The organism is Actinomycetospora sp. C-140 (assembly GCF_054796175.1).
The window spans coordinates 394,195-419,641 of sequence record NZ_JBTWNF010000002.1 but is presented as its reverse complement, the minus strand read 5'-3'; the positions used below and the strand labels follow the sequence as shown (position 1 = coordinate 419,641).

Annotated in this window: 23 protein-coding genes, 2 tRNA genes and 1 pseudogene; 8 read left to right on the top strand and 18 right to left on the bottom strand. The window is 71.8% G+C overall.

The window, feature by feature from the left end; translation table 11 throughout:
• Window positions 1–114: 114 nt before the first annotated feature.
• The 5 genes and pseudogenes from ACR9E3_RS05000 to mhpA all read right to left on the bottom strand — a co-directional run bounded on the left by ACR9E3_RS05000 (window position 115) and on the right by mhpA (window position 4,801).
• Entirely contained in the window at window positions 115–1,170 is a 1,056-nt protein-coding gene (locus tag ACR9E3_RS05000) for an amidohydrolase family protein (RefSeq protein ID WP_460378944.1), read from the bottom strand.
• A gap of 48 nt (window positions 1,171–1,218) precedes the next feature.
• Entirely contained in the window at window positions 1,219–2,283 is a 1,065-nt protein-coding gene (locus ACR9E3_RS04995; RefSeq protein ID WP_460379075.1) for a VOC family protein, read from the bottom strand.
• Complete coding sequence (locus ACR9E3_RS04990) at window positions 2,280–2,510, bottom strand: alpha/beta fold hydrolase (RefSeq protein WP_460379074.1); 231 nt, start codon at window positions 2,508–2,510, stop codon at window positions 2,280–2,282. Before ACR9E3_RS04990 ends, ACR9E3_RS04995 begins: the two co-directional genes overlap by 4 nt.
• A 34-nt stretch (window positions 2,511–2,544) precedes the next feature.
• Window positions 2,545–3,189, bottom strand: a pseudogene (locus ACR9E3_RS04985) (alpha/beta fold hydrolase); the annotation flags it as partial.
• A 31-nt stretch (window positions 3,190–3,220) separates the two neighbouring features.
• Complete coding sequence (gene mhpA, locus ACR9E3_RS04980; RefSeq protein ID WP_460378943.1) at window positions 3,221–4,801, bottom strand: bifunctional 3-(3-hydroxy-phenyl)propionate/3-hydroxycinnamic acid hydroxylase MhpA; 1,581 nt, start codon at window positions 4,799–4,801, stop codon at window positions 3,221–3,223.
• A gap of 101 nt (window positions 4,802–4,902) precedes the next feature.
• Here mhpA and ACR9E3_RS04975 point away from each other — a divergent pair, with 101 nt between their 5' ends.
• A complete protein-coding gene (locus tag ACR9E3_RS04975) occupies window positions 4,903–5,553 on the top strand; it encodes a TetR/AcrR family transcriptional regulator (protein ID WP_460378942.1) in 651 nt (216 codons plus the stop codon).
• Between the two features lie 316 nt (window positions 5,554–5,869).
• Here the strand turns inward: ACR9E3_RS04975 and ACR9E3_RS04970 are convergent, their stop codons facing one another.
• From ACR9E3_RS04970 to ACR9E3_RS04955, 4 genes are all read right to left on the bottom strand, one after another.
• Entirely contained in the window at window positions 5,870–6,088 is a 219-nt protein-coding gene (locus ACR9E3_RS04970) for a type II toxin-antitoxin system HicB family antitoxin (RefSeq protein WP_460378941.1), read from the bottom strand.
• A complete protein-coding gene (locus ACR9E3_RS04965; protein ID WP_460378940.1) occupies window positions 6,085–6,342 on the bottom strand; it encodes a type II toxin-antitoxin system HicA family toxin in 258 nt (85 codons plus the stop codon). Before ACR9E3_RS04965 ends, ACR9E3_RS04970 begins: the two co-directional genes overlap by 4 nt.
• Window positions 6,343–7,038: 696 nt before the next feature.
• Window positions 7,039–7,824: an SDR family oxidoreductase gene (locus tag ACR9E3_RS04960; RefSeq protein WP_460378939.1), complete on the bottom strand. Its 786-nt coding sequence runs from the start codon at window positions 7,822–7,824 to the stop codon at window positions 7,039–7,041.
• 26 nt (window positions 7,825–7,850) lie between these two features.
• Entirely contained in the window at window positions 7,851–8,213 is a 363-nt protein-coding gene (locus tag ACR9E3_RS04955) for a nuclear transport factor 2 family protein (protein WP_460378938.1), read from the bottom strand.
• Window positions 8,214–8,291: 78 nt separating this feature from the next.
• Here ACR9E3_RS04955 and ACR9E3_RS04950 point away from each other — a divergent pair, with 78 nt between their 5' ends.
• From ACR9E3_RS04950 to ACR9E3_RS04940, 3 genes are read left to right on the top strand one after another with little or no spacing between them, the layout of a single operon-like run.
• Window positions 8,292–9,089 carry a MerR family transcriptional regulator gene (locus ACR9E3_RS04950; RefSeq protein ID WP_460378937.1) on the top strand — a complete coding sequence of 266 codons (798 nt, stop codon included), beginning with the start codon at window positions 8,292–8,294 and terminating at the stop codon, window positions 9,087–9,089.
• A 14-nt stretch (window positions 9,090–9,103) separates the two neighbouring features.
• Window positions 9,104–10,195 (top strand): DNA alkylation repair protein, encoded by a 1,092-nt coding sequence (locus tag ACR9E3_RS04945; protein ID WP_460378936.1) that lies wholly within the window; start codon window positions 9,104–9,106, stop codon window positions 10,193–10,195.
• Window positions 10,192–10,524 (top strand): MGMT family protein, encoded by a 333-nt coding sequence (locus ACR9E3_RS04940; RefSeq protein WP_460378935.1) that lies wholly within the window; start codon window positions 10,192–10,194, stop codon window positions 10,522–10,524. Before ACR9E3_RS04945 ends, ACR9E3_RS04940 begins: the two co-directional genes overlap by 4 nt.
• Before the next feature lie 871 nt (window positions 10,525–11,395).
• Here the strand turns inward: ACR9E3_RS04940 and ACR9E3_RS04935 are convergent.
• Both ACR9E3_RS04935 and ACR9E3_RS04930 read right to left on the bottom strand, forming a co-directional pair.
• Window positions 11,396–11,468 (bottom strand) — tRNA-Ala (locus tag ACR9E3_RS04935).
• A gap of 5 nt (window positions 11,469–11,473) precedes the next feature.
• Entirely contained in the window at window positions 11,474–11,587 is a 114-nt protein-coding gene (locus ACR9E3_RS04930) for a DLW-39 family protein (RefSeq protein WP_460378934.1), read from the bottom strand.
• A 232-nt stretch (window positions 11,588–11,819) separates the two neighbouring features.
• On the opposite strand from ACR9E3_RS04930, the gene ACR9E3_RS04925 reads away from it, so the two are divergent.
• The 4 genes from ACR9E3_RS04925 (at window position 11,820) to ACR9E3_RS04910 (ending at window position 14,825) form a co-directional block, all read left to right on the top strand.
• Window positions 11,820–13,016: a Tm-1-like ATP-binding domain-containing protein gene (locus ACR9E3_RS04925; protein ID WP_460378933.1), complete on the top strand. Its 1,197-nt coding sequence runs from the start codon at window positions 11,820–11,822 to the stop codon at window positions 13,014–13,016.
• A complete protein-coding gene (locus tag ACR9E3_RS04920; protein WP_460378932.1) occupies window positions 13,013–13,858 on the top strand; it encodes a phosphoenolpyruvate hydrolase family protein in 846 nt (281 codons plus the stop codon). Before ACR9E3_RS04925 ends, ACR9E3_RS04920 begins: the two co-directional genes overlap by 4 nt.
• Window positions 13,858–14,301 carry an SRPBCC family protein gene (locus ACR9E3_RS04915; protein ID WP_460378931.1) on the top strand — a complete coding sequence of 148 codons (444 nt, stop codon included), beginning with the start codon at window positions 13,858–13,860 and terminating at the stop codon, window positions 14,299–14,301. The genes ACR9E3_RS04920 and ACR9E3_RS04915 overlap by 1 nt, the downstream gene beginning before the upstream one ends.
• A gap of 119 nt (window positions 14,302–14,420) precedes the next feature.
• Entirely contained in the window at window positions 14,421–14,825 is a 405-nt protein-coding gene (locus tag ACR9E3_RS04910; protein WP_285658390.1) for a histone-like nucleoid-structuring protein Lsr2, read from the top strand.
• Window positions 14,826–14,898: 73 nt separating this feature from the next.
• On the opposite strand, the gene ACR9E3_RS04905 is transcribed toward ACR9E3_RS04910, so the two are convergent.
• The 7 genes from ACR9E3_RS04905 to gnd form a co-directional block, all read right to left on the bottom strand.
• Window positions 14,899–14,975 (bottom strand) — tRNA-Ile (locus tag ACR9E3_RS04905).
• 69 nt (window positions 14,976–15,044) lie between these two features.
• Window positions 15,045–16,226 (bottom strand): DUF3566 domain-containing protein, encoded by a 1,182-nt coding sequence (locus ACR9E3_RS04900; protein ID WP_460378930.1) that lies wholly within the window; start codon window positions 16,224–16,226, stop codon window positions 15,045–15,047.
• 49 nt (window positions 16,227–16,275) lie between these two features.
• Window positions 16,276–20,055, bottom strand: a complete 3,780-nt coding sequence (gyrA, locus tag ACR9E3_RS04895) for an intein-containing DNA gyrase subunit A (protein ID WP_460378929.1) — start codon at window positions 20,053–20,055, stop codon at window positions 16,276–16,278.
• A 200-nt stretch (window positions 20,056–20,255) separates the two neighbouring features.
• Window positions 20,256–22,277 (bottom strand): DNA topoisomerase (ATP-hydrolyzing) subunit B, encoded by a 2,022-nt coding sequence (gene gyrB, locus ACR9E3_RS04890; protein WP_460378928.1) that lies wholly within the window; start codon window positions 22,275–22,277, stop codon window positions 20,256–20,258.
• A 242-nt stretch (window positions 22,278–22,519) separates the two neighbouring features.
• Window positions 22,520–23,068, bottom strand: coding sequence for a DciA family protein (locus ACR9E3_RS04885; RefSeq protein ID WP_460378927.1), 549 nt, complete (start codon window positions 23,066–23,068; stop codon window positions 22,520–22,522).
• A gap of 178 nt (window positions 23,069–23,246) precedes the next feature.
• Window positions 23,247–24,425 (bottom strand): DNA replication/repair protein RecF, encoded by a 1,179-nt coding sequence (gene recF / locus ACR9E3_RS04880; protein WP_460378926.1) that lies wholly within the window; start codon window positions 24,423–24,425, stop codon window positions 23,247–23,249.
• Between the two features lie 41 nt (window positions 24,426–24,466).
• Window positions 24,467–25,366 carry a phosphogluconate dehydrogenase (NAD(+)-dependent, decarboxylating) gene (gnd, locus tag ACR9E3_RS04875; RefSeq protein WP_460379073.1) on the bottom strand — a complete coding sequence of 300 codons (900 nt, stop codon included), beginning with the start codon at window positions 25,364–25,366 and terminating at the stop codon, window positions 24,467–24,469.
• Window positions 25,367–25,447 lie beyond the last annotated feature (81 nt).

Genomic DNA, 25,447 nt, shown 5'->3' with positions numbered 1-25,447 from the left:
CGTCGAGAGCGACCGATAGGCGGTGGTAGCGGCGCATCACCCCGATCGCGGCGTCACGGACAACCGCCGCCGCGTGCCCTGCGAGGGCGCTCGCGCTGATGTCCGTCATCGTCGTCACGTGCGGGTGGGGTCGACGAGGTTCACCGCGGTGCGCACGATCCGACGGCGCACGGCGTCCTTGATCCGGTCGGCTCGACCGGCGGTCACGGTCGTGCTGGACCGCACGCCGAGGCGGGGGAACAGCGGGGCGGCGTTGTCGTGGTCGATCGCGGCCTGGATCGAGGTGCCGAAGGGGGTGTGGGTGAGGTGTTCGTCGAGGCCGCCGGAGAAGTAGGTGACGGCGCTGGCCGGGGCGAAGGGCCAGTCGCTGCCGTAGAGGATGTGGTCGGGCCGGGCGAACTGGAGCAGCGAGGGCAGCGCCGACGGCGAGCCGGACAGCGCAGTGTCGTAATAGAAGGACCGGAAGTCCTCGAGGACGTCGCGCGGGCTGCGGCCGATATCGCCGGCCATGCCTGCGGCCATGCGGTGGGCGGCGTAGGGGACGAAGCCGCCGGCGTGGGAGAGGATCATCCGCAGGTTCGGGTGCCGGGTGACGACGCCGTTGCGCACGAGCAGGTAGGCCGCGCGGGTGGTGTCGAGCAGGAAGTCCGCGGCGAAGGGCGGGATGCCCTCGACCGGCGGGGCGGGCAGCTCGGCGGGGTGGATGAACACGACCATGTTGCGGCGGTCGAGCTCGGACATGACGGGGTCGAACGCGGAGTCGCCGAGGTAGGTGCCGTGGTGATTGGCCAGGAGCACGACCCCGTCGGCGTGGAGGTCGTCGTCGGCGTGGGCGATCGCCTCGAGCGCGAGGTCGACGTCGGGCAGGGGCACCGCGGCGAACATCCCGAACCGGTCGGGGTGGTCCTTGACCAGTTCGGCCTGGGCGTCGTTGAGCCGGGCGGTGAGGTCGCGGGCCTCGGCCGGGTCGCCGAGGTGGGTGCCCGGGGTCGACAGCGACAAGATGCCGGTCGCGATGTGGTGGTCGTCCATCATCGTGATCGCGGCGTCGGGGCTCCACGCCGGGAGCGCGCGCCCGCCGGCTTCAGCGAGGCCGTGGCGCTCGAGGGCGGCGACGTAGTCGCGGGGCAGCAGGTGCTGGTGGACGTCGATGCGTCCGGTGCGCGTCATGGGGACTTCCTCGTCCTGGGTGTCGATCCTGGGATCGGTGGGGGTGGCTCAGCGCAGTCCGGCCATCAGTGGACGTGCGCCTGGGTGGCGGGCGGCCGGGGGCGCGGCTTCGTGCACGTAGTCCTCGACCCCCGGGCCGGCGAGCGCGGGGACGACATACTCGGCGGTGAGCAGGGATGCCGCGCCGCGGCCGAACTGGCCGAGCTTGTCGATCACGGTCTGCCCCACGGGGGTGTGGCCCCACACGCTGATACCCCGGTGGGTGGCCGGTTCCCAGGTCTTCTCGTCGACGACCAGCGGGTTCCAGCCGACCTCCCACTCGAACCCGGACGGGGTCTGCGCGTAGAACGACAGCTCGCGGTCGTTGGTGTGCTGCCCGACCGTCAGCGCCATCCCGAACCCGAGTTCGCGGACGCGCTGGTAGGCCGCGACCATGTCGTCGAGCTCGGCGACCTGGACGTTGAGGTGCTGCACGCGGGTCCGGATCGGGTCGAGCCGTACGCCCTGGGTGGAGGCGATCGCCACGGAGTGGTGGCGCTCGTTGACTCGCAGGAAACGGATCTTGAGAAGGACGCCGCTGATGGTCTCGTCGATGTAGTCCGTGAGGCGCGCGTCGAACACGGTGTCGTAGTAGCCGCGCAGGTGAGCTGGGCGGGTGGAAGTCAGGGCGACGTGGCCCATGCCCCCGTCGCCGGTGACGAACCGGTGGGTCCGCATGACCGGCGAGGCGTCGGCGAGCAGTGGCCGCGTGAAGATTTCCTGGGTGATGCCCTTGGGGCCGGGGAAGCGCAGGAGGCGCTCCACCCCGCGCCGCGCGGCCGCGTCCGCGGTCCCCTCCACGGTGGGCACGCCGGCTCCCTGCACCCGGCGGGCGACCTCGTCGAACGTGGCGTGGTCGTCGAGCTGCCAGCCGATGGTCGTGACGTCCTCGGCTGGTCCGCGTTCGAGCAGGAAGCGGCACTGGTGATCGTCGAGGCGGAACCGCAGGGTGTCGGGGTCGAGGTCGTCGGCGTGCATCCCGATGGCGTCGACGCCGAAGCGGCGCCAGTCGGTGAAGCGCTGGGTCTCGATGACCAGATAGCCGAGGTGGACGTGGCCGAAGATGGTGCTCACCGGATCTCTCCCGCAGCGAGGAAGGCGCCGACGACGTCGTTGAACAGGGCGGCCTGCTCGAACTGGACCCAATGCCCGGTGCGGGCGAGCTGGAGCAGGCTGGCGTGGGGCATGGTCGCGGCGAGGGTGGTGCCGCCGCTGGGGCGGTTGACGCGGTCCTCGGCACCCCAGACGACGAGGGTCGGGGTGGCCAGCCTGGAGAGTCGGGCGTCGCGGGTCAGGTCCATGCGCCACAGGGTGCGCAGCGCCCCGAGCCCGGAGGGCCGGCGCAGCGGCGGATGGGCGATGACCTCGGGGTCGATGCTGGCCTGGTAGCGGGCCTCGATCGCGGCGTCGGAAATCCGGGACGGGTCGTACACCAGGTACTGGCGGAGGAAGGTCGCGAGCTTGTCCCGTGAGGGGCCCGAGCCGGTGTAGTAGTTCAGCAGCGCGTTCAGACCGGGGGTAGGCAGCGCGCGCGTGGTGCCGATGCCGCCGGGACCCATGAGGACGAGCCGGTCGACGCGCTGGGGGGGTGTCCAGAGCCAGGCGCAGCGCCGCCGAGCCGCCGTAGGAGTTCCCGACCAGGTGCGCCCGCTCGATACCGAGGGCGTCGAGGACGGCGCGCACGGCGTCGGCGAGGTAGCCGAACGGGTCGGACTGGTCGGGGTGGTCGGGGCCTTTGCTCGAGCGGCCGTAGCCGGGCAGGTCGGGCACGATCACGCGGTGGTGCGCGGCGAGAGCGTCGATGTTGGCGGCGTAGTTCGACACGCCCGATGCGCCGGGGCCGCCGCCGTGCAGCAGCAGGACCGGGGGTCCGTCTCCGGTCTCGGCGACGAACACGTCGGTCTCGCCGCGGCTGCCGCCCGGTCCGCGGATGGCGACGGTGAGCGTCTTCTCCGCCAGTGTGCTGGTCGGTGAGGTCATGACTGCTCCTCTCGAGCTAGGGGCGCGCCGGTCACGCCGGCGAGAGCGCGGGGGTGGTGATCGCGGGGACGGGCAGGGTGCTGCAGGAGTTCGCGGCGCTGTGCACGAAGCCGTCGGGACGCAGCACCACCGCGGTCGCGTCGTGGGCGCGCATCCACGCCGCAAGCGATTCCCCCAGTCCGGTCTCGACCAGCACGTCCCGCGCCGGTGAGCCACCGGCCGGGGCCACGGCGACGTCGCGCAGCCCGCTGTCGGCCCATGCGCGACGGTCGGCGCCGCCGGGATCCTCGGGAAGGGTGACCAGCGACCAGCCCGGACCGCGCCGATCGTCGAAGCGCGCTGCCGTGCCGTGCTCGTCGTGAACCCAGGGCTGCGGCGGCAGCCAGCCCACCGCGGCGTGATCGGAGTTGCCGAGCAGCCCGTGCCGGTAGTGGGGGGCCGGGAACCAGCCGCCCTCCTGCAGGAAGCTCCCGATGGCCGGGAGGCAGGTGACCACGCGGAACAGGGCGTTGCGGAGCGCCGCCACCGGCCGGCGCCGTTCGGTGATGACGCGACCCGCGAGGACGGCCCATCGGGTCATCTCGCGCACGTGGGGCTGGCGCTCGGTCTCGTAGCTGTCCAATGCCTGCTCGTCGAGCTCGCCGCGCAGGACGGCCGCGAGCTTCCAGCACAGGTTGGCGGCGTCACGGATGCCCGAGGCCATGCCCTCGCCGATCCAGGGCGGCATGACGTGGGCGGCGTCGCCGGCCAGGAACACCCGCCCGCGGCGCCAGTCCGACGCGAACCGCACGTGGTGGCTGTAGACCACCGCGCGCAGCACCGTGACGTGCTCGGCGGCGATGCCGTGGCGGCCCAGCAGTCGCCACACCGACGCTTCGGAGGCGAGCTCGGTCTCGTCCTCGCCGGGCAGCACCGGGAACTCCCACCGGTGGTGTCCCAGGGGTGTGGGGCAGTCGACTGCAGGCCGCTGGGGGTCGCAGTGGAAGCGCAGCCGATCGTGCTCGGGCCAGGTCTGCTCGACCTTGGTGTCGACCACCAGCCACCGGTCCTCGTAGGTGCGACCCTCGAATCCGACGGCGAGCTGCGCGCGGGTCGGGCTCGAGCCGCCGTCGGCCGCGATGACGTAGCGCGCACGAACCCGTCGCAGCGTCCCGCCCTCGAGGTCGGCCACCAGCAGCTCGACAGCGTCGTCATGCTGGATGATCCGGAAGCACTCACACGACAGCCAGGTCGCGACGTCGGGATAGCGCTCCACCCCAGCGCGCAGGGTCTTCTCCAGGGCCGGCTGGTAGATGAACAGTTGGGGCGGGTGCGCGTTGCCGCGGGTGCGCGGAGTGAAGTTCAGGAACGTCTCGCCCTGGTCGTCGACGAAGTCGATGCGCTTCTCGGCGAGCATGTCCGCCTCGAGCTCCTCGGCCAGTCCGGTGCGCTGCAGCAGCCGCAGGACCTCCTCGTCGGTCGAGATTGCCCGGGCCCGGGTGTAGATCGACGGCTCGCGCTCGATGACGACCACCGAGAGCCCCTCGGCGCCGAGCAGGTTCGCCGCGGTCGCCCCCACCGGGCCGTAACCCACGATCGCTACGTCCACCTGCTCCACCGCGTCCTCGCTCACCGGGCCTCCTCAGTCGGCTTACTGGAACGAACGCTACAGCAACTAGTGGAGCAATCGCTACGGTAAGCTCGGTTTCAGGCCAACGGACGAGGAGCGGTGCGGTGAGCGAGCGCACGACCCGGCAGCGGCGGGCCAACGGCGAGGAGTCGCGTCGGCGCATCCTGGACGCCACGGTGGAGATCGCCGGCGAGCGCGGTTACGAAGGCACCAGCATCAAACTGGTCAGCGACCGGGCCAGGCTGCCGGCCAGCTCGATCTACTGGCACTTCCAGGACAAGGACGCGCTCATCGCGGCGGTGATCGAGCGCAGCTTCGGCACCTGGCTCGACGCGATGACGCTGCCCGAGGCCGACGCGCAGGAAGCCTCAGCCGACGCCGAGCAGGTCGAACTCGCCCGGGGGCGCGCTCGCGCTCTCGCCCGCCAGGTCGCCACGTCCCTCCTCGACACCCCGGACTTCCTGCGCCTCGGGCTGATGCTCGCCCTCGAGCGCCGCCCCGAGGAGCCGAGTGCGCGCACGATGTTCCTGCAGGTCCGCCACGTCGCCCACGAGCGCCTCATCCACGCCGTCACCCAGCTCGCGCCGGAGCTGGACGACGCCGCGGTCCGGCGCGTAGCCGTGTATGCCCTCGCCGCCGCCGACGGGCTGTTCATCGCCCACGAGATCGGCGACGACGTCGACCTGGTCGACCTGTTCGAACTGCACGCCGACGCCCTCGTCGACATCGTCGGACGGCTGAGCACGCGGTCCTGAGCCGACGCCGCCACCGAGGACGGTCGCCCGCGCGGCCACCGTCCGGGCCGTCTCGCCGACCAACGGCCCGCTCATGGAGAGCATGCCGAGGTCGATCAGCCTGTAGCCCACGGCCTCGGTGCTCACGTCGAATTCGCGGGCGATGGCTCGAACCCCCGATCACCACCGACCAAGACATGAATCTCGGCACCCGCGTCGCCCGGGTGCGCACCGACGCCGCGTGTGTCCGATGTGTCGACGCGATGACACGAGCCCTTGGTCGGCGATACCGACGAGAGCGGACGCCCGCTCGCGCGCCCGACCAGAACGCTGCCGCCTAAGCAGCTTCGACCGTGAGCAGACCGACCGTGGACGGGGACGGCACCGGGTCGCCGTGCGCACGTAGATCTTCGATGTGCAGGACCACGGCCTCGCGCATCAACTGCACGCACTCGTCGTAGGTGTCCGCAGCGGCGACGCACCCGGGGAGGTCCGGGCTCCAGGCCCCGAAGCCACCGTCCTCGTCGCGCTCGACGACCACCGCGTATCCGGTCAACGCGACCTCCCCTCGATGTCAGCTTGTCTGAGGATGCTCTTCTCGGTTCCGCGCGGCAACGTCGCGCTCGGCTTCCCCGCGATCGTGGCCGTGCCCGGCTTCATCGGGTGCCTGAACTGACGATGACTCCCGGTGACGCGGACGAGATACCAGCCGTCGGCCTCGAGGAGCTTGATCATCTCGCTGACCTTGACCGGCACATGTCGGACGTTAGCGACGGTCACCGACACGCCCTCGAGCAACACGGCCGACACGGAGAATCGAGAACCTAGCCAGTCAACGGATGTGGCTGGAGCCAACGATGAGCACCGCCGCGATTTCGTGCCACGTCCGGACACGGAAGATCACGAGAGCAAGCGTTATCGCAGGTCAGGATGGGTGGAGACGAAGGGAATCGAACCCTCCACCCCCGCCTTGCAAAGATGGACGATCGCGTTGACCAGGGCCTCTGCCAGCAACGATGTCCTCGCGGGCCGTCGCTGGATGCTCCTCAGCATCGCCGGTAGCTCTGGTTTCGTGCCACGAGGCGTGCCACGAAACGGGTGGTTGGCGCGTCCACTCGCCGACGGCGGCTGACGTCCGCGATGGTCAACTTCTGCCAAGCATCGGTTCTCCGAAGCTGACCCGACTCAGGTCTGCTCGAACCGGCGTCCGTGGACGACGCGACCGGATACCGCCACTACGGCGTCGACCAGGCCCCTCAGCACACCGCGAGGAGCCCGGCGGCGCGGGGGCGTTGTCGACCAGACTCCGACGCCGCGCATCTGCTCAGCGGAGGGTGAGTCGTTGCGGTCATCGAGCATCGGCGACGGGAGCAGCCGGACCAGGATGGGCGAGCCGATGCGGTCGCGTGCCATCCGGCTCAGCGACATCTCCCGTGATGTCGCACCGACCAGGAGCTGAGCTCAGGTCTCTCCCTGTGCAAGCGGTTGAAGCGGCCGGGTTCGGGCTCAGACTGTCGGAACGGTTCCGCCGTCGATCACGTACTCGGCGCCGACGATCGCCGAGGCGCGGTCCGAGACCAGGAACCCGACCAGGTCCGCGATCTCCTCGGGGTGCGCGAACCGTCCCAGCGGCACCCCGCCCAGGGAGTCGAAGATCATCTGCTTCGCGCCGTCCCGGGTGAGGCCGTTGCCTTCGGCGATCCGGTCCACGAACTCCTCGTACGCCTCGGTCTCGATCCCGCCGGGGCTGACGGCGTTGACCCGGACGCCGCGTGGCGCGACCTCGTTCGCGAGCCCCTTGCTGTACGTGCGCAACGCCGCCTTCGCCGCCGCGTACGCCAGCGACGCGTCGTACAGGGGCAGTTCGCGCTGGATCGAGGTCACGTGGACGATCACGCCCGACCCGGCCTCGACCATCGTCGGCAGGAGCGCCCGGTCGAGCCGCACCGCGCCCAGGAGGTTCAGGTTCAGCTCGACGAGCCACTGCTCGTCGGTGATGGCCGCGAACCCGCCGGGCGGCGTCGAGGCCCCACCCACGACGTGCACCAGGACGTCGAGCGGCCCGTTCTCCGCGAGCCGCGCGACTACGGCGTCGGTGCCGGCCGCCGTCGCGGTGTCCGCCGCGATGAAGCGGTCGGGCCGGTCGTACCCGTCGGGCATGGTCCGGGCCGTCGTGTACACGTCGGCGCCCATCTCCCGCAGCCGCTCGACGACGGCCTTTCCCGCGCCCTTCGACCCGCCCGTGACGAGCGCCCGACGCCCGTCGAGACGACCGCGATCCGAACTGGACATGTTCTCCTCCGGTGGCGGTCGACGGGTCAGGCCTCGTGGTTCCCGATGACGAGCTCGGCCACGAGGTCGTCCCGCAGGGTGAACCGGTAGTCGAGGTCGGCGACCCCACCCGGGAAGTCGCCCTCCAGGTGGAGCGTGACCGTCCAGTGGGTGGCGTCGATGCGGCGGGCACCGGTCTGCTCGGCCGTGTACTCGAACTGGGTCGAGGCGGCGCGCAGGAACGCGAGCGCCTCCTCCCGGCCGTGGAGGGTCTGGCCCTGGTCGACGAGCACCACGTCGTCGGTGAAGGAGGAGGACGCAGTGTCGTCGTCGCCGGCGACGTGGGCGGCCACGAAGTCGCGCACGGTGGCCGGGAGGGCCTCGGAGGAAAGGTCGGTGTGCTGTGTCATGGGCCCACCGTGCGAGCTCGCGGCGCGGGAGGGTCAAGAGCTGGACCCTCTCCCTGGGGGAGGGTCCAGGCTGCGGGGGTGCTGACCATCGGGGAGTTCTCGCAGCTGACCCACCTGAGCGTGCGTACCCTGCGCCGCTACCACGAGGCGAGCCTGCTCGAGCCCGCCGTCGTAGACGAGGCGACCGGCTACCGCTACTACGCGGTGGACCAGATCCCGACCGCACAGGTCATCCAGCGGCTCCGGGAGCTCGACGTTCCCCTGGGCGACGTGCAGCGGATCCTGCGGACCCCCGACCCGGAGGTTCGGGCGGCGCTGGTCGCCGACCACCTGCAGCGCCTCGAGGGCGAGCTCGCCCGGACGCGTGCCGCGGTCGTCTCGCTGCGGCGCCTGCTCCGGCCCGACCCCGCGCCTCTCGACGTCGAGCTGCGCGCGGAGCCCGCCCGGACGGTCGCGGCGGTGGAGGGCGTCGTCGGGCACCACGAGGTGGAGAGCTGGTTCGCCGGCGCGGTGGCCGAACTGGACGCAGCCGTCGGCCCCGCGGCGGCCGGACCTCTCGGGGGGACCTTCGACAATGCCCTCTTCGAGCAGGAGCGCGGCCACGCGCTCCTGTACCTGCCGACCGCCTTCGCGCCACCGCGCACCGGACGTGTCCACCCCGCGGACCTGCCGCCCGTGGAACTGGCCGTCACCACCCACGTCGGCGAGCACGACGGCGTCGAGGTCACCTACGGGCAGCTCGGGACCTGGGTGGTGGAGAACGCGATGTCGGTGGCCGGGCCGGTCCGGGAGCGCTATCTGGTCGGGCCGCGCGACACCCCCGATCCGGCCGCGTGGCGCACCGAGATCGGCTGGCCGGTCTTCCGGGTCGGCTGATCCTCGTGGGAGCCATGGACGAGATGATCGACGCCGCCGTGATCGGACAGCTCGCGCGGCTGCTGCGGCAGGTCGGCGTCGAGCCGACAGCGCTCGAGGTGTGTCGCGTCGCCGATCAGAAGCTCCGTCGGCGGGTCGACGTCGTGCGGGACGCCCTTTTGGTCGATCTCCCTCCCGGGTACGACGAAGCGGCCGCGGTGGTTCGCGCCGCGTTCGAGGACGAGACGTTCACCGGCTGGATGCTGTGGCCGGTGTCGGAGGCCGTCGTCGACCGGGCCCTGGCGTCGGGCTCCGCGCGGAGCTTCGACGACGCCCTGGACGTCCTCGCCCTGCTCACCACCCGGCTGTCCGGTGAGTTCGCCATCCGGGACATGCTCCCGGCGAGACTCGAGCGGACGCTCGAGGTGGCCGAGGCATGGACGCGGAGCCCGGACCTGCACGTGCGCCGGCTCGCGAGCGAGGGGACGCGCTCCCACCTGCCGTGGGCCCGGGGCGTCCCGGAGCTGGTCCGCCGGCCCGGGGTCACCCGCGCCGTCGTCGACGCGCTCTACACCGACGAGTCGGAGTACGTGCGCCGGTCGGTGGCCAACCACGTCAACGACCTCAGCCGCGACGATCCCGATCTGGCCGCCGACATCGTGGCGGGGTGGCTGGACCGACCGGAGGGGAACATGCCGCAGGTCGCCCGACATGCGCTGCGCACCCTGGTCAAGAAGGGGCACCCGAGAGCTCTCGCCCTGATGGGGTTCGAGGGCGCCGAGTTCCGGGCGGACGGGCCGACCGTGACCGAGCACCGGGTCCCCCTGGGCGCGGCGGTCGACTTCACCGCGCGGATCACGAACACCGGGACCCGGCCGGCCCGGACCGCGATCGACTTCGTCCTGCACTTCCGGACGGCCCGCGGCGAGCTGCGCCCCAAGGTCTTCAAGCTCGCGTCCCGGTCGATCGCGCCCGGCGACACGGTGGTCGTCGACAAGTCCTACTCGTTCCACGCCCGGACGACCCGGACCTTCCATCCGGGCGAGCACGCGATCGAGCTCCAGGTCAACGGGCGGCCCCACGGCCGCGACACCTTCCACCTCGTCCAGCCGGAGGAGTCCTCGTGAGCACGACCGAGCAGGTCCTCGCGATCGTGGCGTCGGTCCCGCCGGGACGGGTGACGACCTACGGGTCGATCGCCGACGTCGTCGAGGGCGCGACCGCGCGCAGCGTGGGTCACGCGCTCAGGACGGATGGTCATGCTGGGCCGTGGTGGCGTGTCGTCACCGCGAGCGGTCGTCCCGCTCCTGGTGCCGAGCAGGCCGCGTACGAGCGTTTCCTCGAGGAGAAGACCCCTGTGGACACGGCCGACGACGGGACCTACTCGGTCGACGTCGCGGCGGCAATGTGGCACATCCCGAGTTCGCCATCCCCTTCTGCGGGTCGGAGCGGTTGATCGTACACCGTGCCGCATTCCGCCGCTGTGGAGTGGTCACGGGGGGCGATCGTGGGGCCGACCTCTGCTGGCCGTCGGCGGCGCAGACAACGTGCAGGTGTGGGAGGTAGTGCAGGAGGAGCCGATCCCGCGGCTCCCGCCTACCGCTCAGACGAGGCGGCCGGCGCGGACGCGCTGGACCGGCCCGCGGAGGCGACGGCGCTGGCCGGAGTGCTGCTGACCCGGCGCCGAGGGGCTACGCAGTCACGCCGCCGATCGTCTCGACCGCTGCGTCGACGAACCAGGGCGGCGCGTCTGCGGGGGGTTACCTCGACGTCGGCCGCCTCTGACGTCGCGCGGCAGCAGCGCCGCGCGCACCGTGTTCCGCGCCAGCCCCGTCGGCCGCGCGATCTCCTGATCGGGAGCCCCTCGGCCCCATGGGCCGACGGAACTCCGCCCCAGTCCTCCACCGTGATCACCTCCCGAATCATCCCGGAGGGGGTCGACTTTCCCGGGACCTCAGGGGGAGCGCGACCCGTCTGAGCACCATCCGCGAGCGCCTGCCGCGCCGTGTCGTACACATACACCGGTCGCTCCCCGCCCAGGCGAACCGGCAGAACGCGATCACGCAACGGCTTCTGGTCGGAGGTCGTCTTGATGAAGGCGGGGAGCACCGCCACGTCGGCCGCCCCGCGTGGGCCTCCGCCCTCGCGCCGAGACGGACCTGTTGGTGTTCGTCGTCGTCGGCCGCGCACATGCCGGCCATGGGCGGCCGAACCGTGAACTCCGTCAACGGATGTGATGGGAGTCGGCGACGAGCACCGCCGTCGCTTCGTGCCACGTCCGGGTCCGGAAGATCACGAGAGCGAACGTTTCCGCAGGTCAGGATGTGTGGAGACGAAGGGAATCGAACCCTCAACCCCCGCCTTGCAAAGGCGGTGCTCTGCCAATTGAGCTACGTCCCCGAGGGTCAGGCCGAGGTCGTCGCCTCGCGCCAGACGTCCTTCGTGGGTTGCTGTTCGCGCTGACGCCGGAGGAGGACGACGGCCCCGGCAGCCAGGGCGAGCGTGACGAGCGCCTTCACCGCACCCCCTTCCCACGAGTACCCGACCCACGGTACCGCAGCGCCCGGATGGGCCCGACGACTCGCACTCCCCGGCCGTTGTGGTGATCGAAGTCCCGATACGGACGCTGAGCGTCCGTGACGGCACTTCGCTGACACGCGCGGAGCCCGTGATCGTCGGAGGGCCTCGCGTCGCGCCCGCCCCGGGCGGTAGGACTCACCACGGACGACGGCGTCGAGGACGGGAGCAGCGATGGGCTCGACCGGCCGTGCCTACGTGGTGGGCACGTTCGACACGAAGGGCGAGGAGCTGCGCTACGTCGCGGGGCTCCTGCGGGACGCGGGTCACGCGGTGACGACGGTCGACGTCGGCACGACCGACCCGGAGGCGAGCACCGCCGACGTCGGGCCGCGGGAGGTCGCGGGCGCGGACCAGGCGTTCACCGGCGATCGCGGCAGCTCGGTGTCGGCGATGAGCGCGGCGCTGGAGCGGTGGCTCCCGGCGCGGGACGATGTCGCGGGGGTGATCGCGCTCGGCGGCTCGGGCGGGACGGCGCTCGTGACGCCGGCGCTGCAGCGCCTGCCGGTCGGGCTGCCGAAGGTCGTCGTCTCGACGGTCGCGTCCGGCAACGTCGCCCCGTACGTCGGGTCGGTCGACCTGACGCTCATGTACTCGGTCACCGACGTCGCGGGCCTCAACCGCATCAGCCGCCGGGTGCTCGGCAACGCCGCGCACGCGCTCGGCGGGATGATCGCGACGGAGCCGCCCGCCGCGCAGGACAAGCCGGCGCTCGGCCTGACGATGTTCGGCGTCACGACGCCGTGCGTCACGGCCGTCACCGAGGCCGTCGCCGAGCAGTGGGACTGCCTCGTCTTCCACGCGACCGGCACCGGCGGGCGGGCGATGGAGAAGCTCGTCGACGACGGGCTGGTCCAGGCCGTCGTCGACGTCAGCACCACCGAGATCGCGGACATGGTCGTGGGCGGGGTCATGGCGGCCAGCGAGGACCGCCTCGGGGCCGTCGCGCGCACGGGCGTGCCGTGGGTCGGGTCGGTGGGCGCGCTCGACATGGTCAACTTCGGGGCGCCGGACACCGTCCCCGAGCAGTTCCGCGGACGGACGCTCTACGAGCACAACGCGCAGGTGACGCTGATGCGCACCACGCCCGACGAGTGCCGGGCCGCGGCGGGGTTCCTCGCCGACCGCCTCAACGCCTGCCCGGGCCCGGTGCGCCTGGTCCTGCCCACCGGCGGTGTCTCGGCCCTCGACGCACCCGGCATGCCCTTCGCCGATCCCGAGGCCGACGCCGCGCTCTTCGACACCCTGCGGGAGAGGTTCCGCGCCGACGACACCCACCGGATCGTCGAGAGCCCGCACCACGTCAACGACCCCGAGTTCGCGGCCACGCTGGTGGCCGCCCTCGGGGAGATCACCGGAGGACGCCCGTGACCCGCGCCGAGATCCTCGAGCGCCTGCGTGCCAAGGTCGACCGGGGCGAGCCGATCGTCGGCGGCGGCGCCGGCACCGGTCTGTCCGCCCGCTGCGAGGAAGAGGGCGGGATCGACCTCATCGTCATCTACAATTCCGGCCGATACCGCATGGCGGGGCGCGGTTCCCTCGCCGGGCTCCTCGCGTACGGCAACGCCAACGACATCGTCGTCGAGATGGCGCGCGAGGTCATCCCCGTCGTCCGCCACACCCCGGTGCTCGCCGGCGTGAACGGCACCGATCCCTTCCTCCTGCGCCCCCGGTTCCTCCGCGAGCTGCGGGATCTCGGGTTCGCCGGAGTGCAGAACTTTCCGACCGTCGGCCTCATCGACGGCACCTTCCGGGTGAATCTCGAGGAGACCGGGATGGGCTTCGATCGTGAGGTCGAACTCATCGCCGCAGCGCACGACGAGGATCTGCTCACGACGCCGTACGTGTTCTCCGCCGACGACGCCCGCGCGATGGCGCAGGCCGGTGCCGACATCGTGGTGTGCCACATGGGACTCACGACCGGCGGATCGATCGGCGCCCAGACCGCGAAATCGCTCTCGGACTGTGTCGATCTCGTGGACGAGTGGGCGACCGCGGCGCTCGAGGTGCGCGACGACGTCCTCGTCCTCGTCCACGGCGGACCGGTGTCGTCGCCCGACGACGCGGCGTTCGTGCTCTCCCGGACGCGGACCTGCCACGGCTTCTACGGCGCCAGCAGCATGGAACGACTCCCCACCGAGCAGGCCCTCACGGCCACCACACGAGCATTCGTCCAGCTCCGCCCCGGTTCCGACCCCCAGGAGGCCCCCTGATGCCCGAGACCATGAGCAGCACCGTCGTCCCCGCCGACGCCGACGCCGTGTGGCGGGTGGTCCGCGACTTCGACGCCCTGCCCTCCTGGGTTCCCGCGATCACGGCCAGCGAGCTCGAGGGCGGCGCGTCGTCCGACCAGCTCGGCGCGGTGCGGAAACTCACCCTCGGCGACGGCGGCGTCGTGCGGGAGAGGCTCATCTCCCGCGACGACCGCGCGCGCACTCTGACCTACGCGATCCTCGATTCGCCGTTTCCGGTGCACGACTACCGCGCGACCGTGCGCGTCGTTCCGGTGACCTCGACCGGGGAAACCTTCGTGAGCTGGTCGGTGCTCTTCGACTGCGAACCCGGTGAGGCCGAACGGCTCAAGGCGTTCTTCGAAGGGGACGTGTTCGGCGGCGGCCTCGAGGGCCTGGTGGAGTATTTGTCCTCGCGAGCGTGACGCTCACAGCACGAAACGGGTCCGGTGCGAACACCTCGTCATTTCTTTGCTAATCTCGCGATGCAACGAATAGACGGCACCTCATCGGTTCGATGATGTAGTGAGGAGTCACGCCCGCCATGGCCCAGAAGACCATCGTCACCCTGGTCGACGACCTGACCGGGGAGGAGGCCGAGGACATCACAACAGTCGAGTTCGCACTCGACGGCGTGACCTACGAGATCGACCTCGACGACAAGAACAGCGCGAAGCTGCGCGACGCGCTGGCCGAGTACGTCGCCGCGGCCCGCCGCACCGGCGGTCGGCGCTCCTCGGGCGGCCGGCGCCGCTCCGGCGCCGGCACGGGAACCCCGCGGGCCACCTCGCCCGGCGGCTACGACCGCGAGACCTCGAAGCAGATCCGCGAGTGGGCCAAGGCCCAGGGCTTCGAGGTGTCCGACCGCGGCCGCGTGCCCAACAACGTCGTGGAGGCCTGGGAGGCCCAGCGCAAGGGCTCCGAGCACGCCGCGACGTTCTCGGGCTGAGCCCCGCACGCACGACGACGGCCCCGGAGCGCGATGCTCCGGGGCCGTTCGTGTCGGTGGGGTGCACCCGTGGTGGTGGGCCCAGCTGGATTTGAACCAGCGACCTCGTCGTTATCAGCGACGCGCTCTAACCAACTGAGCTATGGGCCCTCGCGGCAACCAACCAGGTGCGGGCGTCACGGTACCCGACGGTCATCGCGTCACCCGCACCCGGCCTCCCTACTCGCGCTCGGACAGCGTGACCTCGATACCGCCCGCGACGTCGGCGGAGATGTTGTAGATGAACGCCGACACGCTCGCGAGCGCGGTGAACAAGATGATGTTGACGACGCCGATCACGGCCGCCACGCCGAACACGCCGCCGGCGGTGATGAGCTCCCCGCCGCCCCCGGCGTCGGACGTGAGGTCCTGGTAGGTGCCGTTGAGCTGCGCCCACACACCCATGCCGTCGAGGACCGCGTAGAGCACGCCGACGGCGAACATCCACACGAAGAAGAGCGCCACTCCCAGCACGAGCGCGAGCTTCAGCACCGACCACGGGTCGAAGCGCCGCACCTGCAGGCTGGCCCGCCGGGGCGCCTTCCCGCTGCGCGGTCGGGCCGCCGCGAGCTCCGCGACGTCGTCGGGCTCCCGTCGATCGTCGGCCTCGCGCTGGCGCAGGCCGAGCTGCTCGGGCGAGAGCTGGTTCGTCGGGGCGTCGATGCCCGAGGCGCCCGACCCCGGCCCGGCCTCGCCGGTGCCGCCCGGCCGCGCGGCACCACCCGACGGCGCCGTCCGTGCCGCGACGGGGATACCGCCCGACGGCGGGCCGACGTTCGGGCCGCCCTGGGGGCCCGGTCCGCCGGGACGCGGGAACGGGCCCGACGGCGGGTGCGCCCCGCCTGGACCACCCGGTCCGCCGGGAGGACCACCCGGTCCGGGGCGGGGCTGGCCGCCCGCGGGGGTCGGCGGGCCGGCCGGTCGACCCCCCGCGGGCAGGGGACCGGACGGCGGGCCGACGGCCGTACCGCCCCGCTGCCACGGCGGCGGAGGACCGACCGGGCCGCTGCCCGAACCGGCCTCGCCGTCACCGTGGCCGTTCGCGCTGCCGTTGGTGGCACCCGACGACCCGCCCGGCGCCGACGTCTCGGCCGTCCGGCCGGTATCACCGCCGCCCTCGACCGCGGGGACCGCGGTCGTCGCGCTCGCCGAGTCCGTGCCCTCCGTCGCCTCGGTCGAGGCCGCGGCGTCGGCGGGCTCCTGCGTGCTCGTCCGCGTCCCACCCGGACCCGACGTCTCCGACTGCTCGGGCCGGGCTCCGCCGCCCTTCGTCTCCCGCACGTCCACGGGTCGAGCTCCGCTGCGCTTCGTCTCCTCCGACGTCGCGGAGCTCGGCTCCTCGGGCTTGCTCGGTGTACTCACGGAACTCGTCTCGTCGGTCGGTGACGGGGGACGGACCGGTCAGGACCGGTCAGGGCTGGGGCTGCGAGGACGTCGATCCACCGGCGTCCGGGTCGGCGGCCTCCTCGGCGTTGCGGGCGATGGCGAGCAGCGTGCCACCCTCACCGAGGTTCATCAGGCGCACGCCCTTGGTCTGTCGTCCCGCCTTGCGGACCGACTTGGCCGTCGTCCGGATCACCCCGCCGCTCTCGGTGATCGCGTAGAGCTCGTCGTCGAGCTCGACGATCAGGGCACCCACGAGGGTGCCGCGCCGGCGGTCGTACTGCAGCGTCAGCACGCCCTTCCCGCCGCGGCCCTGCACGGGGTACTCCTCGATCGGCGTCCGCTTCGCGTACCCGCCGCCGGTCGCGACCAGCAGGAACGTCCCGTCGCGCACGACGCCGAGCGAGAGCAGCTCGTCGCCGCTGTTGAACCGCATGCCGGTGACGCCGGACGTGGCACGGCCCATCGGGCGCAGCGCCTCGTCGGTGGCCGAGAACCGGATCGACTGGCCCTCGGCGGACACCAGCAGCAGGTCGTCGTCGGCGGAGCACAGCACGGCACCGACGAGCTCGTCGCTGTCGCGCAGATTGATGCCGATGAGCCCGCCGGAGCGGTTGGAGTCGAAGTCCTGCAGGCGCGACTTCTTCACCAGACCGGCCTTCGTCGCGAGCACCAGGTACGGCGCCGCGTCGTAGTCCTTGATCTGCATGACCTGCGCGATCTGCTCCTCGGGCTGGAACGCGAGGAGGTTGGCCACGTGCTGGCCGCGAGCGTTGCGCGTCGCCTCGGGCAGCTCGTACGCCTTGGCCCGGTACACGCGGCCCTTGTTGGTGAAGAACAGCAGCCAGTCGTGCGTGGAGCACACGAAGAAGTGGGAGACGATGTCGTCCTGCTTGAGCGTCGCGCCCTGCACCCCGCGACCGCCCCGCTTCTGGGTGCGGTAGAGGTCGGTCTTGGTGCGCTTCGCGTAGCCGGTCCGCGTGATCGTCACGACGACGTCCTCGACCGCGATCAGGTCCGCGTCCGCGACCTCGCCGTCGTAGCCGACGAGACGGGTCATGCGGTCGTCGCCGTGCTTCTCGACGATCTCGCCGAGCTCGTCGCGGACGATCTGACGCTGCCGCTCCGGGCGGGCCAGGATGTCCTCGAGGTCGCGGATTATCTCCTCGATCTCGGCCAGCTCGTCGATGATCTTCTGGCGCTCGAGGGCGGCCAGGCGACGCAGCTGCATGTCGAGGATCGCCTGCGCCTGGATCTCGTCGATCTCCAGCAGGTCGATCAGGCCGGCGCGGGCGACGTCGACGGTCTCCGACGCCCGGATCAGGGCGATGACCTCGTCGAGCGCGTCGAGCGCCTTGACCAGGCCGCGCAGGATGTGGGCCCGCTCCTCGGCCTTGCGCAGGCGGTAGCGCGTGCGCCGGACGATGACGTCGATCTGGTGGCGGATCCAGTGCCGGATCATCTGGTCGAGCCGCAGGGTGCGCGGCACGCCGTCGACGATCGAGAGCATGTTGACGCCGAAGCTGTACTGCAGCTGCGTGTGCTTGTAGAGGTTGTTCAGCACGACCTTCGCGACGGCGTCGCGGCGCAGCGTGATGACGATGCGGCGGCCCACGCGGTCCGACGACTCGTCGTTGATCTCGGCGATGCCCTGGATGCGCCCGTCGCGCACCAGCGTCGCGATCGACTCGATGAGCGAGTCCGGGTTGACCTGGTAGGGCAGCTCGGTGACGACGAGGATCGTGCGGCCCTTGGCGTCCTCCTCGGCCTCGACCACCGCGCGCATGCGGATCGAGCCGCGGCCGGTGCGGTAGGCCGACTCGATGCCGTCGGTGCCGACGACGAGCCCCGCCGTGGGGAAGTCCGGGCCCTTCACCCGCGCCATGAGCGCCTCGAGGGTCTCCTCCTCGGAGGCCTCGGGGTTGTCCAGCGCCCACATCGCGCCGTCGGCGACCTCGCGCAGGTTGTGCGGCGGGATGTTGGTCGCCATGCCGACCGCGATGCCGGCGGAGCCGTTGACCAGCAGGTTCGGGATGCGGCTCGGCAGGACGGCCGGCTCCTGCGTGCGGCCGTCGTAGTTGTCGACGAAGTCGACGGTCTCCTCGTCGATGTCGGCGAGCATCGACATCGCGAGCGGAGTGAGCCGGCATTCGGTGTTGTGGCTGACGAACCCGTCGGTCAGGAACGCGTGGTCGGGCGAGTCGATCCGGACGCTGTAGACGTCCCGCTCCCCGGCGTCGACGACCGAGGCCACCTCGGCGTAGTAGAAGCGTCCGTCGCTGAGCTCTTCCGCGATCCGCCGGGCGTCGGGCTCGTCGACGTGCGCGAGGATCTCGTCACGACCGAGCTCCCAGCGCTCGACACGGTCGAGGTTGTGGCGGTCGAGCCACTGCTGGTTGCGCCGGTCCGTGGTGCCGTGGGCGCGGAGGAACGCGCCGAGACCCGGCACGTGGTCCGATCCCAGCGCGCGCGTGGCCCGGGCCTCGGCGCCGAGGATGCCGGCCAGCTTCTCCTGCTTGGCGCCGACGAAACCGATCCGGGTGGCGAACAGCCGCGCGTCCCGCCGGTTGGTGACGACGACCTTCCACTCGCCCACCGCGTGCCGGTAGCGCTTGCTGACGACGCCGAACTCGAGCAGGAGGTTCTGGACATCCTTCGCGAGCTGCTCGCTGCGCGTGGAGTAGGAGACCTGAACGGTGTTGCGCGGCAGCGACGAGCAGGACCCGTCGCCGGTGAACAGGGCCTGCAGGAAGAAGCGCTTGCGTGCTGCACCGCCCGCCCAGACGAACTCGGGCACGGCCTTCGCGGCACTGCGCTGTCCGACCAGCTCGCCGAGAACGCTCCCACGCAGGCTGGTGAGGTCATGGACGTCGATCTCACGCAGTGTCGAGCCGGACGCGATGGTCCGCGCCGACACATAGCGCCGGCCTCCGACCGCCGTGTCGAACGCGCTCAGGACGAGTCCGAAGAACTCGGGGTCGACGTTGTTGAAGCCGGCCCGCTTCTCCGAGACGAAACCCTCGGAGACGAAGGCTCCGAGGACGGTGGCGGCTGCGGCCTCGCTCCAGTCGGGCGCTCCCGGGTCGTCGGCGGCGACGCGGTTCATCGCGACGCGGTCGCCCGGGCGGATCTCCTCCGCGAGCTTCCACAGCAGCGTCGGCACACCGGCGACGTCGACGAGGCAGAGGACCGGGTGGTTGGGCGTCCCGGTGAGCTCGTAACCCTCCCGCGTCGTCACCGTCAGCGTCGGGTGCGCCCCGGAGTGGAAGAACATCTCCGCGCGCACCGGGTCGCCGTTGCGGTCGAGAAGCTTCTCGTCGATCGCGGTGTCGGAGCTCGGCGCCGCGCCGGGCGCGAGATCGGCGATGCGCGGGCTGCCGCCCTCGGCCCGCCGGACGCGCGTATCGGCGACGACGCAATACCTCATCGCGGCAGCCGGGTCATTGCCCGGGCTGCCGAAGTTGCCCTGGCCGTCGATCAGCGGGTAGCGCATCGACCACGGCTGCGCGAGGCGCACGAGCGCGTCGTAGATCGCCGAGTCGCCGTGCGGGTGGTAGTTCCCCATGACGTCGCCGACCACGCGGGCGCACTTGACGTAGCTGCGGTCGGGCCGGAAACCCGAGTCGTACATCGAGTACAGGACGCGGCGGTGGACCGGCTTCAGCCCGTCCTCGACCAGGGGCAGCGCGCGACCCACGATGACCGACATCGCGTAGTCGATGTAGGAGCGCTGCATCTCCTGCTGGATGTCGACCGGCTCGATGCGGTCGCCGGACCCTCCACCGGGAGGCAGGGTCGTCTCGGTCACGCGGTTCTCACCCTCCTGGCGCCCCTCGCGCGGGGCGCCGGACGCTGTCGATCCTATCGGGGCCGGGGGTGCTCTCCCGGCTCCCCCGGACGGCCCGTCGCGGCGTGTCCACGCCGGTCAGCGCGCCGTCCGGGTGTGGGACGGAGGCCGTGCTCCGCGGTGTTCCACGGGAAACGCGCACCTCCGTCCCTCGACCTCGACTACACGTCGAGGAACCGCACGTCCTTGGCGTTGCGGGTGATGAAGGAACGGCGGGACTCGACGTCCTCGCCCATCAGCACGCTGAACAGCTCGTCGGCGGTGGCGGCGTCGTCGAGCGTCACCTGCATCATCTGGCGCGTGTCGGGATCCATCGTGGTCTCCCAGAGCTCCTTGGCGTTCATCTCGCCGAGCCCCTTGTAGCGCTGGATGCCCTCATCCTTGTTGATCTTCTTGCCGGCGGCCCGGCCGGCCTCGAGCAGCCCGTCCCGCTCACGGTCGGAGTAGGCGAACTCCGGCTCCGCCCCGCGGCCGCTCCACTTGATCTTGTAGAGCGGCGGCATCGCGAGGAACACGTGACCGTTCTCGACGAGCGGGCGCATGAACCGGAACAGCAGGGTCAGCAGCAGCGTGCGGATGTGCTGGCCGTCGACGTCGGCGTCGGCCATCAGCACGATCTTGTGATAGCGCAGCTTCGTCAGGTCGAACTCGTCGTGGATGCCGGTCCCGAGCGCCGTGATGATCGACTGGACCTCGTTGTTCTTGAGGACGCGGTCGATCCGGGCCTTCTCGACGTTGATGATCTTCCCGCGGATCGGGAGGATCGCCTGGAACATCGAGTCGCGGCCGGACTTCGCCGAGCCGCCCGCCGAGTCGCCCTCGACGATGTAGACCTCGCTGCGCTCCGGGTCGTTGCTGCGGCAGTCGGCGAGCTTGCCCGGCAGGCCGCCGAGGTCGCCGGCCGTCTTGCGGCGCACGAGCTCGCGGGCCTTGCGCGCCGCCATCCGCGCCTGCGCCGAGCCGACGGCCTTGTTGATGATCGTCTTGGCCTCGGCCGGGTTGGCCTCGAACCAGTCGCCCAGGTACTCGTTGCAGACCTTCTGGACGAACGAGCGGACCTCGGTGTTGCCCAGCTTGGTCTTCGTCTGGCCCTCGAACTGCGGCTCGGCCACCTTCACCGAGACGATCGCGGCGAGACCCTCGCGGATGTCGTCCCCGGTGAGCGCCGGGTCCTTGTCCTTGATGAGCTTCTTGTCGCGCGCGTACCGGTTGACCGTCGCGGTCAGCGCCGAGCGGAAGCCCTCCTCGTGGGTGCCGCCCTCGGTGGTGTTGATCGTGTTGCAGAACGTGTAGACCGACTCGGAGTAGCCCGAGTTCCACTGCATCGCGACCTCGACCTGGTGACCGGTGCCGTCGGCCTGGAACCCCACCGGCTTGCGGTGGATCGGGTCCTTCGCGTGGTTGATGTGGGCGACGAAGTCCTCGAGGCCGCCCGGGTAGTGGAACGTGCGCTCCGTGACGTTCGCGACGTAGCCCTCGGCGTCCGGGGCATCGTCGAGACCCGCGCCGTCGTCGTCGGCGCTCTCCGGCTTGCGCTCGTCGCGCAGCACGATGGTGAGCCCCTTGTTCAGGAACGCCATCTCCTGGAGCCGGCGCGAGACCGTCTCGAAGTTGTAGGTCGTCGTCTCGAAGATCGTCGGGTCGGCCCAGAAGGTGATCGACGTCCCGGTCTTGCGGGTCTTGCCGCTCGCGACGAGCTTGCCCGGCACCGAGTGGTCGTAGTGCTGGGTCCAGATCTGGCCGTCGCGGTGGATCTCCACGTCGAGCGCGGTGGACAGCGCGTTGACGACGCTGATGCCGACGCCGTGCAGACCGCCGGAGACGGCGTACGACTTGTCGTCGAACTTGCCGCCCGCGTGGAGCATGGTCAGCACCATCTCCACGGCCGGCTTCTTCTCCACCGGGTGCGTGTCGACCGGGATGCCGCGGCCGTCGTCGACCACCGAGATGCCGCCGTCGGCGAGGAGGTTGACGTGCACGTACGAGGCGTAGCCCGCCATCGCCTCGTCGACGGAGTTGTCGACGGCCTCCCAGATGAGGTGGTGCAGACCCCGCTCGCCGGTGGATCCGATGTACATGCCGGGCCGCTTGCGGACGGCCTCGAGGCCCTCGAGGACGGTGATGGACGAGGCGCTGTAGTCCCCGTTGTTCTTCTTCTGGGCCGAGTTCGGTGCGGCTGCCACGGGCTCCGGTGTCTCCCTCGCGTGGGCACGTGCCCGCGTGCGTGACGCGCGGGCGGAACATCTGCTTCCAGTCTACCGGGTCACCTCCCGCAGAACGGGCCGGGCACGCGGCTCAGCGCGTCACAGCGCGCCGAAATCGACGTCGGGAGGGTTCGACCGCCCGCGGGGCACCCCCGACGACTCTCCTGACCGTCTCCGCGCGCCCTGAGAGCCCCCCTGCGGCCCTCAGGTGCTCGGCGGGGTCACCCGTAGGTGTCCCGCGGGCCGCGGCCCGAGACGTGCCGGGGCCCGCGCCGCCAGCTCGGCGCCGCCGGCCCGTGGATGCGCATGGACGTGACGACACCGTCGCCCAGCCCCGAGGCGATGCGCGCGAGGAGCTGGCGCTGGAGCAGGCGCAGCTGGGTGGCCCAGGCGGTCGAGTCGGCCTGCACCGTGAGCACGCCGTCGCGCAGCGCCTCGGGCCGCGCGTGCTCGGCGACCTCGTCCCCCACGAGCTCGGCCCACCGCCCGAAGACGGCACCGTCGGCGAGCCGCGGCGCCCAGCCACGCTCCCCCGACAGACGCGACGCGAGGCGTCCGAGGGTCTGGGGGTCGCGGTCGTCGGCGCCGGCCCCCGACCAGCCCCGGCGGCGCCCCCGGCCCAGCCCGCCTGCCGTGCGGCGCCCGGGCTTGCGGGCGCCCCCGGCGCCCTTCCCGCCGCCGACCGCGGCGCGTCGTGCGGCGGTCGCCTCGCGGGCCGCCGCGAGGGCGTCGCGGGCGAGGTCGGCGCCCCGTCGCGGCGGCTCGGACACACCGGGTGACCCCGCTTCGGCGGTGCCCGAATCCTCCCGATCGGGGGTGTGGACAGGGCCGTCGGTGCCGCGTCCCTGCTCGGGCCCCGGATCCGGGGACGGACGATCGCCGGCAGCGGATCTGTCGGCCGAGTTGTCCACAGCATCCACAGGTCTGTCCCCAGAACCCCCCGCAACATCACGCGTCCGGCTCACCAGATCCACCCCCTGTCGACCGTAACGCCGCGGCCATCTCACGCACCGTGCCCGATTCGACCACGTAGCGTGCCCCTTGCAGGTCGTCCGGGACATCGTCGTCCACCGCGGCGGTCACCAGCACCTGTTCCGCGCGGACGGCGGTGCGCGCCAGTGCCCGGCGGCGACGGACGTCGAGCTCGGCGAACACGTCGTCGAGCACCAGGACCGGCTCGGACCCCTCTCCCCGCAGCAGTTCGAACCCGCCGAGCCGCAACGCCAGCGCCAGGGACCACGACTCGCCGTGGCTCGCGTAGCCCTTGGCCGGCCCGTCCCCGAGGGTGAGCTCGAGGTCGTCGCGGTGCGGGCCGACCAGGCACACCCCGCGCTCGATCTCCTGGGGACGCCGCCGGCGCATCTCGTCGAGCAGCATCTCCTCGACCGCCTCGGGCGGAGCGAGGTCGGCGCCCGGCGCGCCGAGCGCGTCCACGGCCTCCACCTTCGACCGGTAGCGCGCCCCGACCGGCTCGGACTCCGGGGCGACCTCGGCGTACGCGTCGCGCACGTGCGGGGCCAGGGCCGCGGCGAGCTCCAGGCGGCCCGCGACGAGCACGCCGCCGGCCCGCGCGAGGTGGGCGTCCCACACGTCGAGGGTGCTCGTGTCGCCGCGGGCGTTCTTCGCGGTCTTGAGCAGCGCCGAACGCTGGCGCAGCACCTTGTCGTAGTCCGCCCGGACCCCCGCCCAGCGCGGCGCCCGTGCCACCAGCAGGTCGTCGAGCAGGCGACGGCGCTCCGCGGGGTCGCCGCGGACCAGCGCGAGGTCCTCGGGGGCGAACACCACCGTGCGCACGATGCCGAGCACCTCGCGCGGACTGCGCACCGGCGCCCGGTTGACGCGGGCACGGTTGGCCTTCCCGCTCGCGATCTCGACCTGCACGGTGAGCTCGCGGCCCTCGTTGACCGCGACCGCGCGCACCGTCGCCGAGGACGCGCCGCGGCGGATGAGCGGCGCGTCGTTCGCGACCCGGTGGGACGACAGCGACGCGAGGTAGCCGACGGCCTCGACGAGGTTCGTCTTGCCCTGGCCGTTGGCCCCGACGAGCACCGACACCCCGGGCGCGAACGTGAGGTCGGCCTGCTCCCAGGACCGGAAGTCGGTCACCGACAGCGCCCGGACGTACATCGGCTCCTCCCCGTCGCCGCGCCCACCCGTCAGGGGAGCGCTCAGCCCCCCGTGGGCGGCTCGTTGGCGGCGTCGCCTGCCTTGTGGGTGGCGTGGCCCCCGAACTGCGCCCGCAGGGCCGCCACCGCCTTCATGGCCGGCGAGTCGATCTGGCGCGAGGCGAACCGCGCGAACAGCGCCGCCGAGATCACCGGCGCGGGCACGGCGTGCACGATCGCCTCGTCGACCGTCCAGCGGCCCTCGCCGGAGTCCTCCGCGTAGCCGGTGATCTGGTCGAGATGGGGGTCGGCCTCGAGCGCGCGCACCATGAGGTCGAGCAGCCAGCTGCGCACCACCGTGCCGCGGCTCCACGCCTTCATCACGGCCCCGACGTTGTCGACGGGGCCGCCTGCGCTGAGCAGCTCGTAGCCCTCGGCGTAGGCCTGCATGAGGCCGTACTCGACACCGTTGTGGACCATCTTGGCGTAGTGCCCCGCGCCCACCGGGCCGGCGTGCGCGAAGCCCTCCTCGCGCGGGCCGTCGGGACGCAGGGCGTCGAAGACCGGCATGAGCCGCTCGATGTCGGTGGCGTCACCACCGGCCATGAGCCCGTAGCCCTCGGTGCGTCCCCAGACACCCCCGGAGACGCCGCAGTCGACGTAGCGGACACCGTGACCGTCGAGCAGCTCGGCGTGCACGGTGTCGTCGGTGAACTTGCTGTTGCCGCCGTCGACGACGAGGTCGCCGCCCTCGAGCAGGTCGGCGAGGCTCCGCACCGTCGAGTCGGTGGCCGCCCCCGCCGGCACCATCAGCCAGACCGTGCGCGGGGCCGACAGGGCCTTGACGAGCTCCTCCAGCGACGCGACGTCTCCGGATCCGTCGTTGGCGTACCCGACGACCTCGTGACCGGCGGCGCGCAGCCGTTCGGCCATGTTGCCGCCCATGCGTCCGAGACCGACCATCCCCAGCTGCACGTCCGCGTTCCTCTCGTCAGGGCCTGCAGCGCCTCGCCCTCGTGTCGGGGCGCTCGTGTCGCGTGCCGG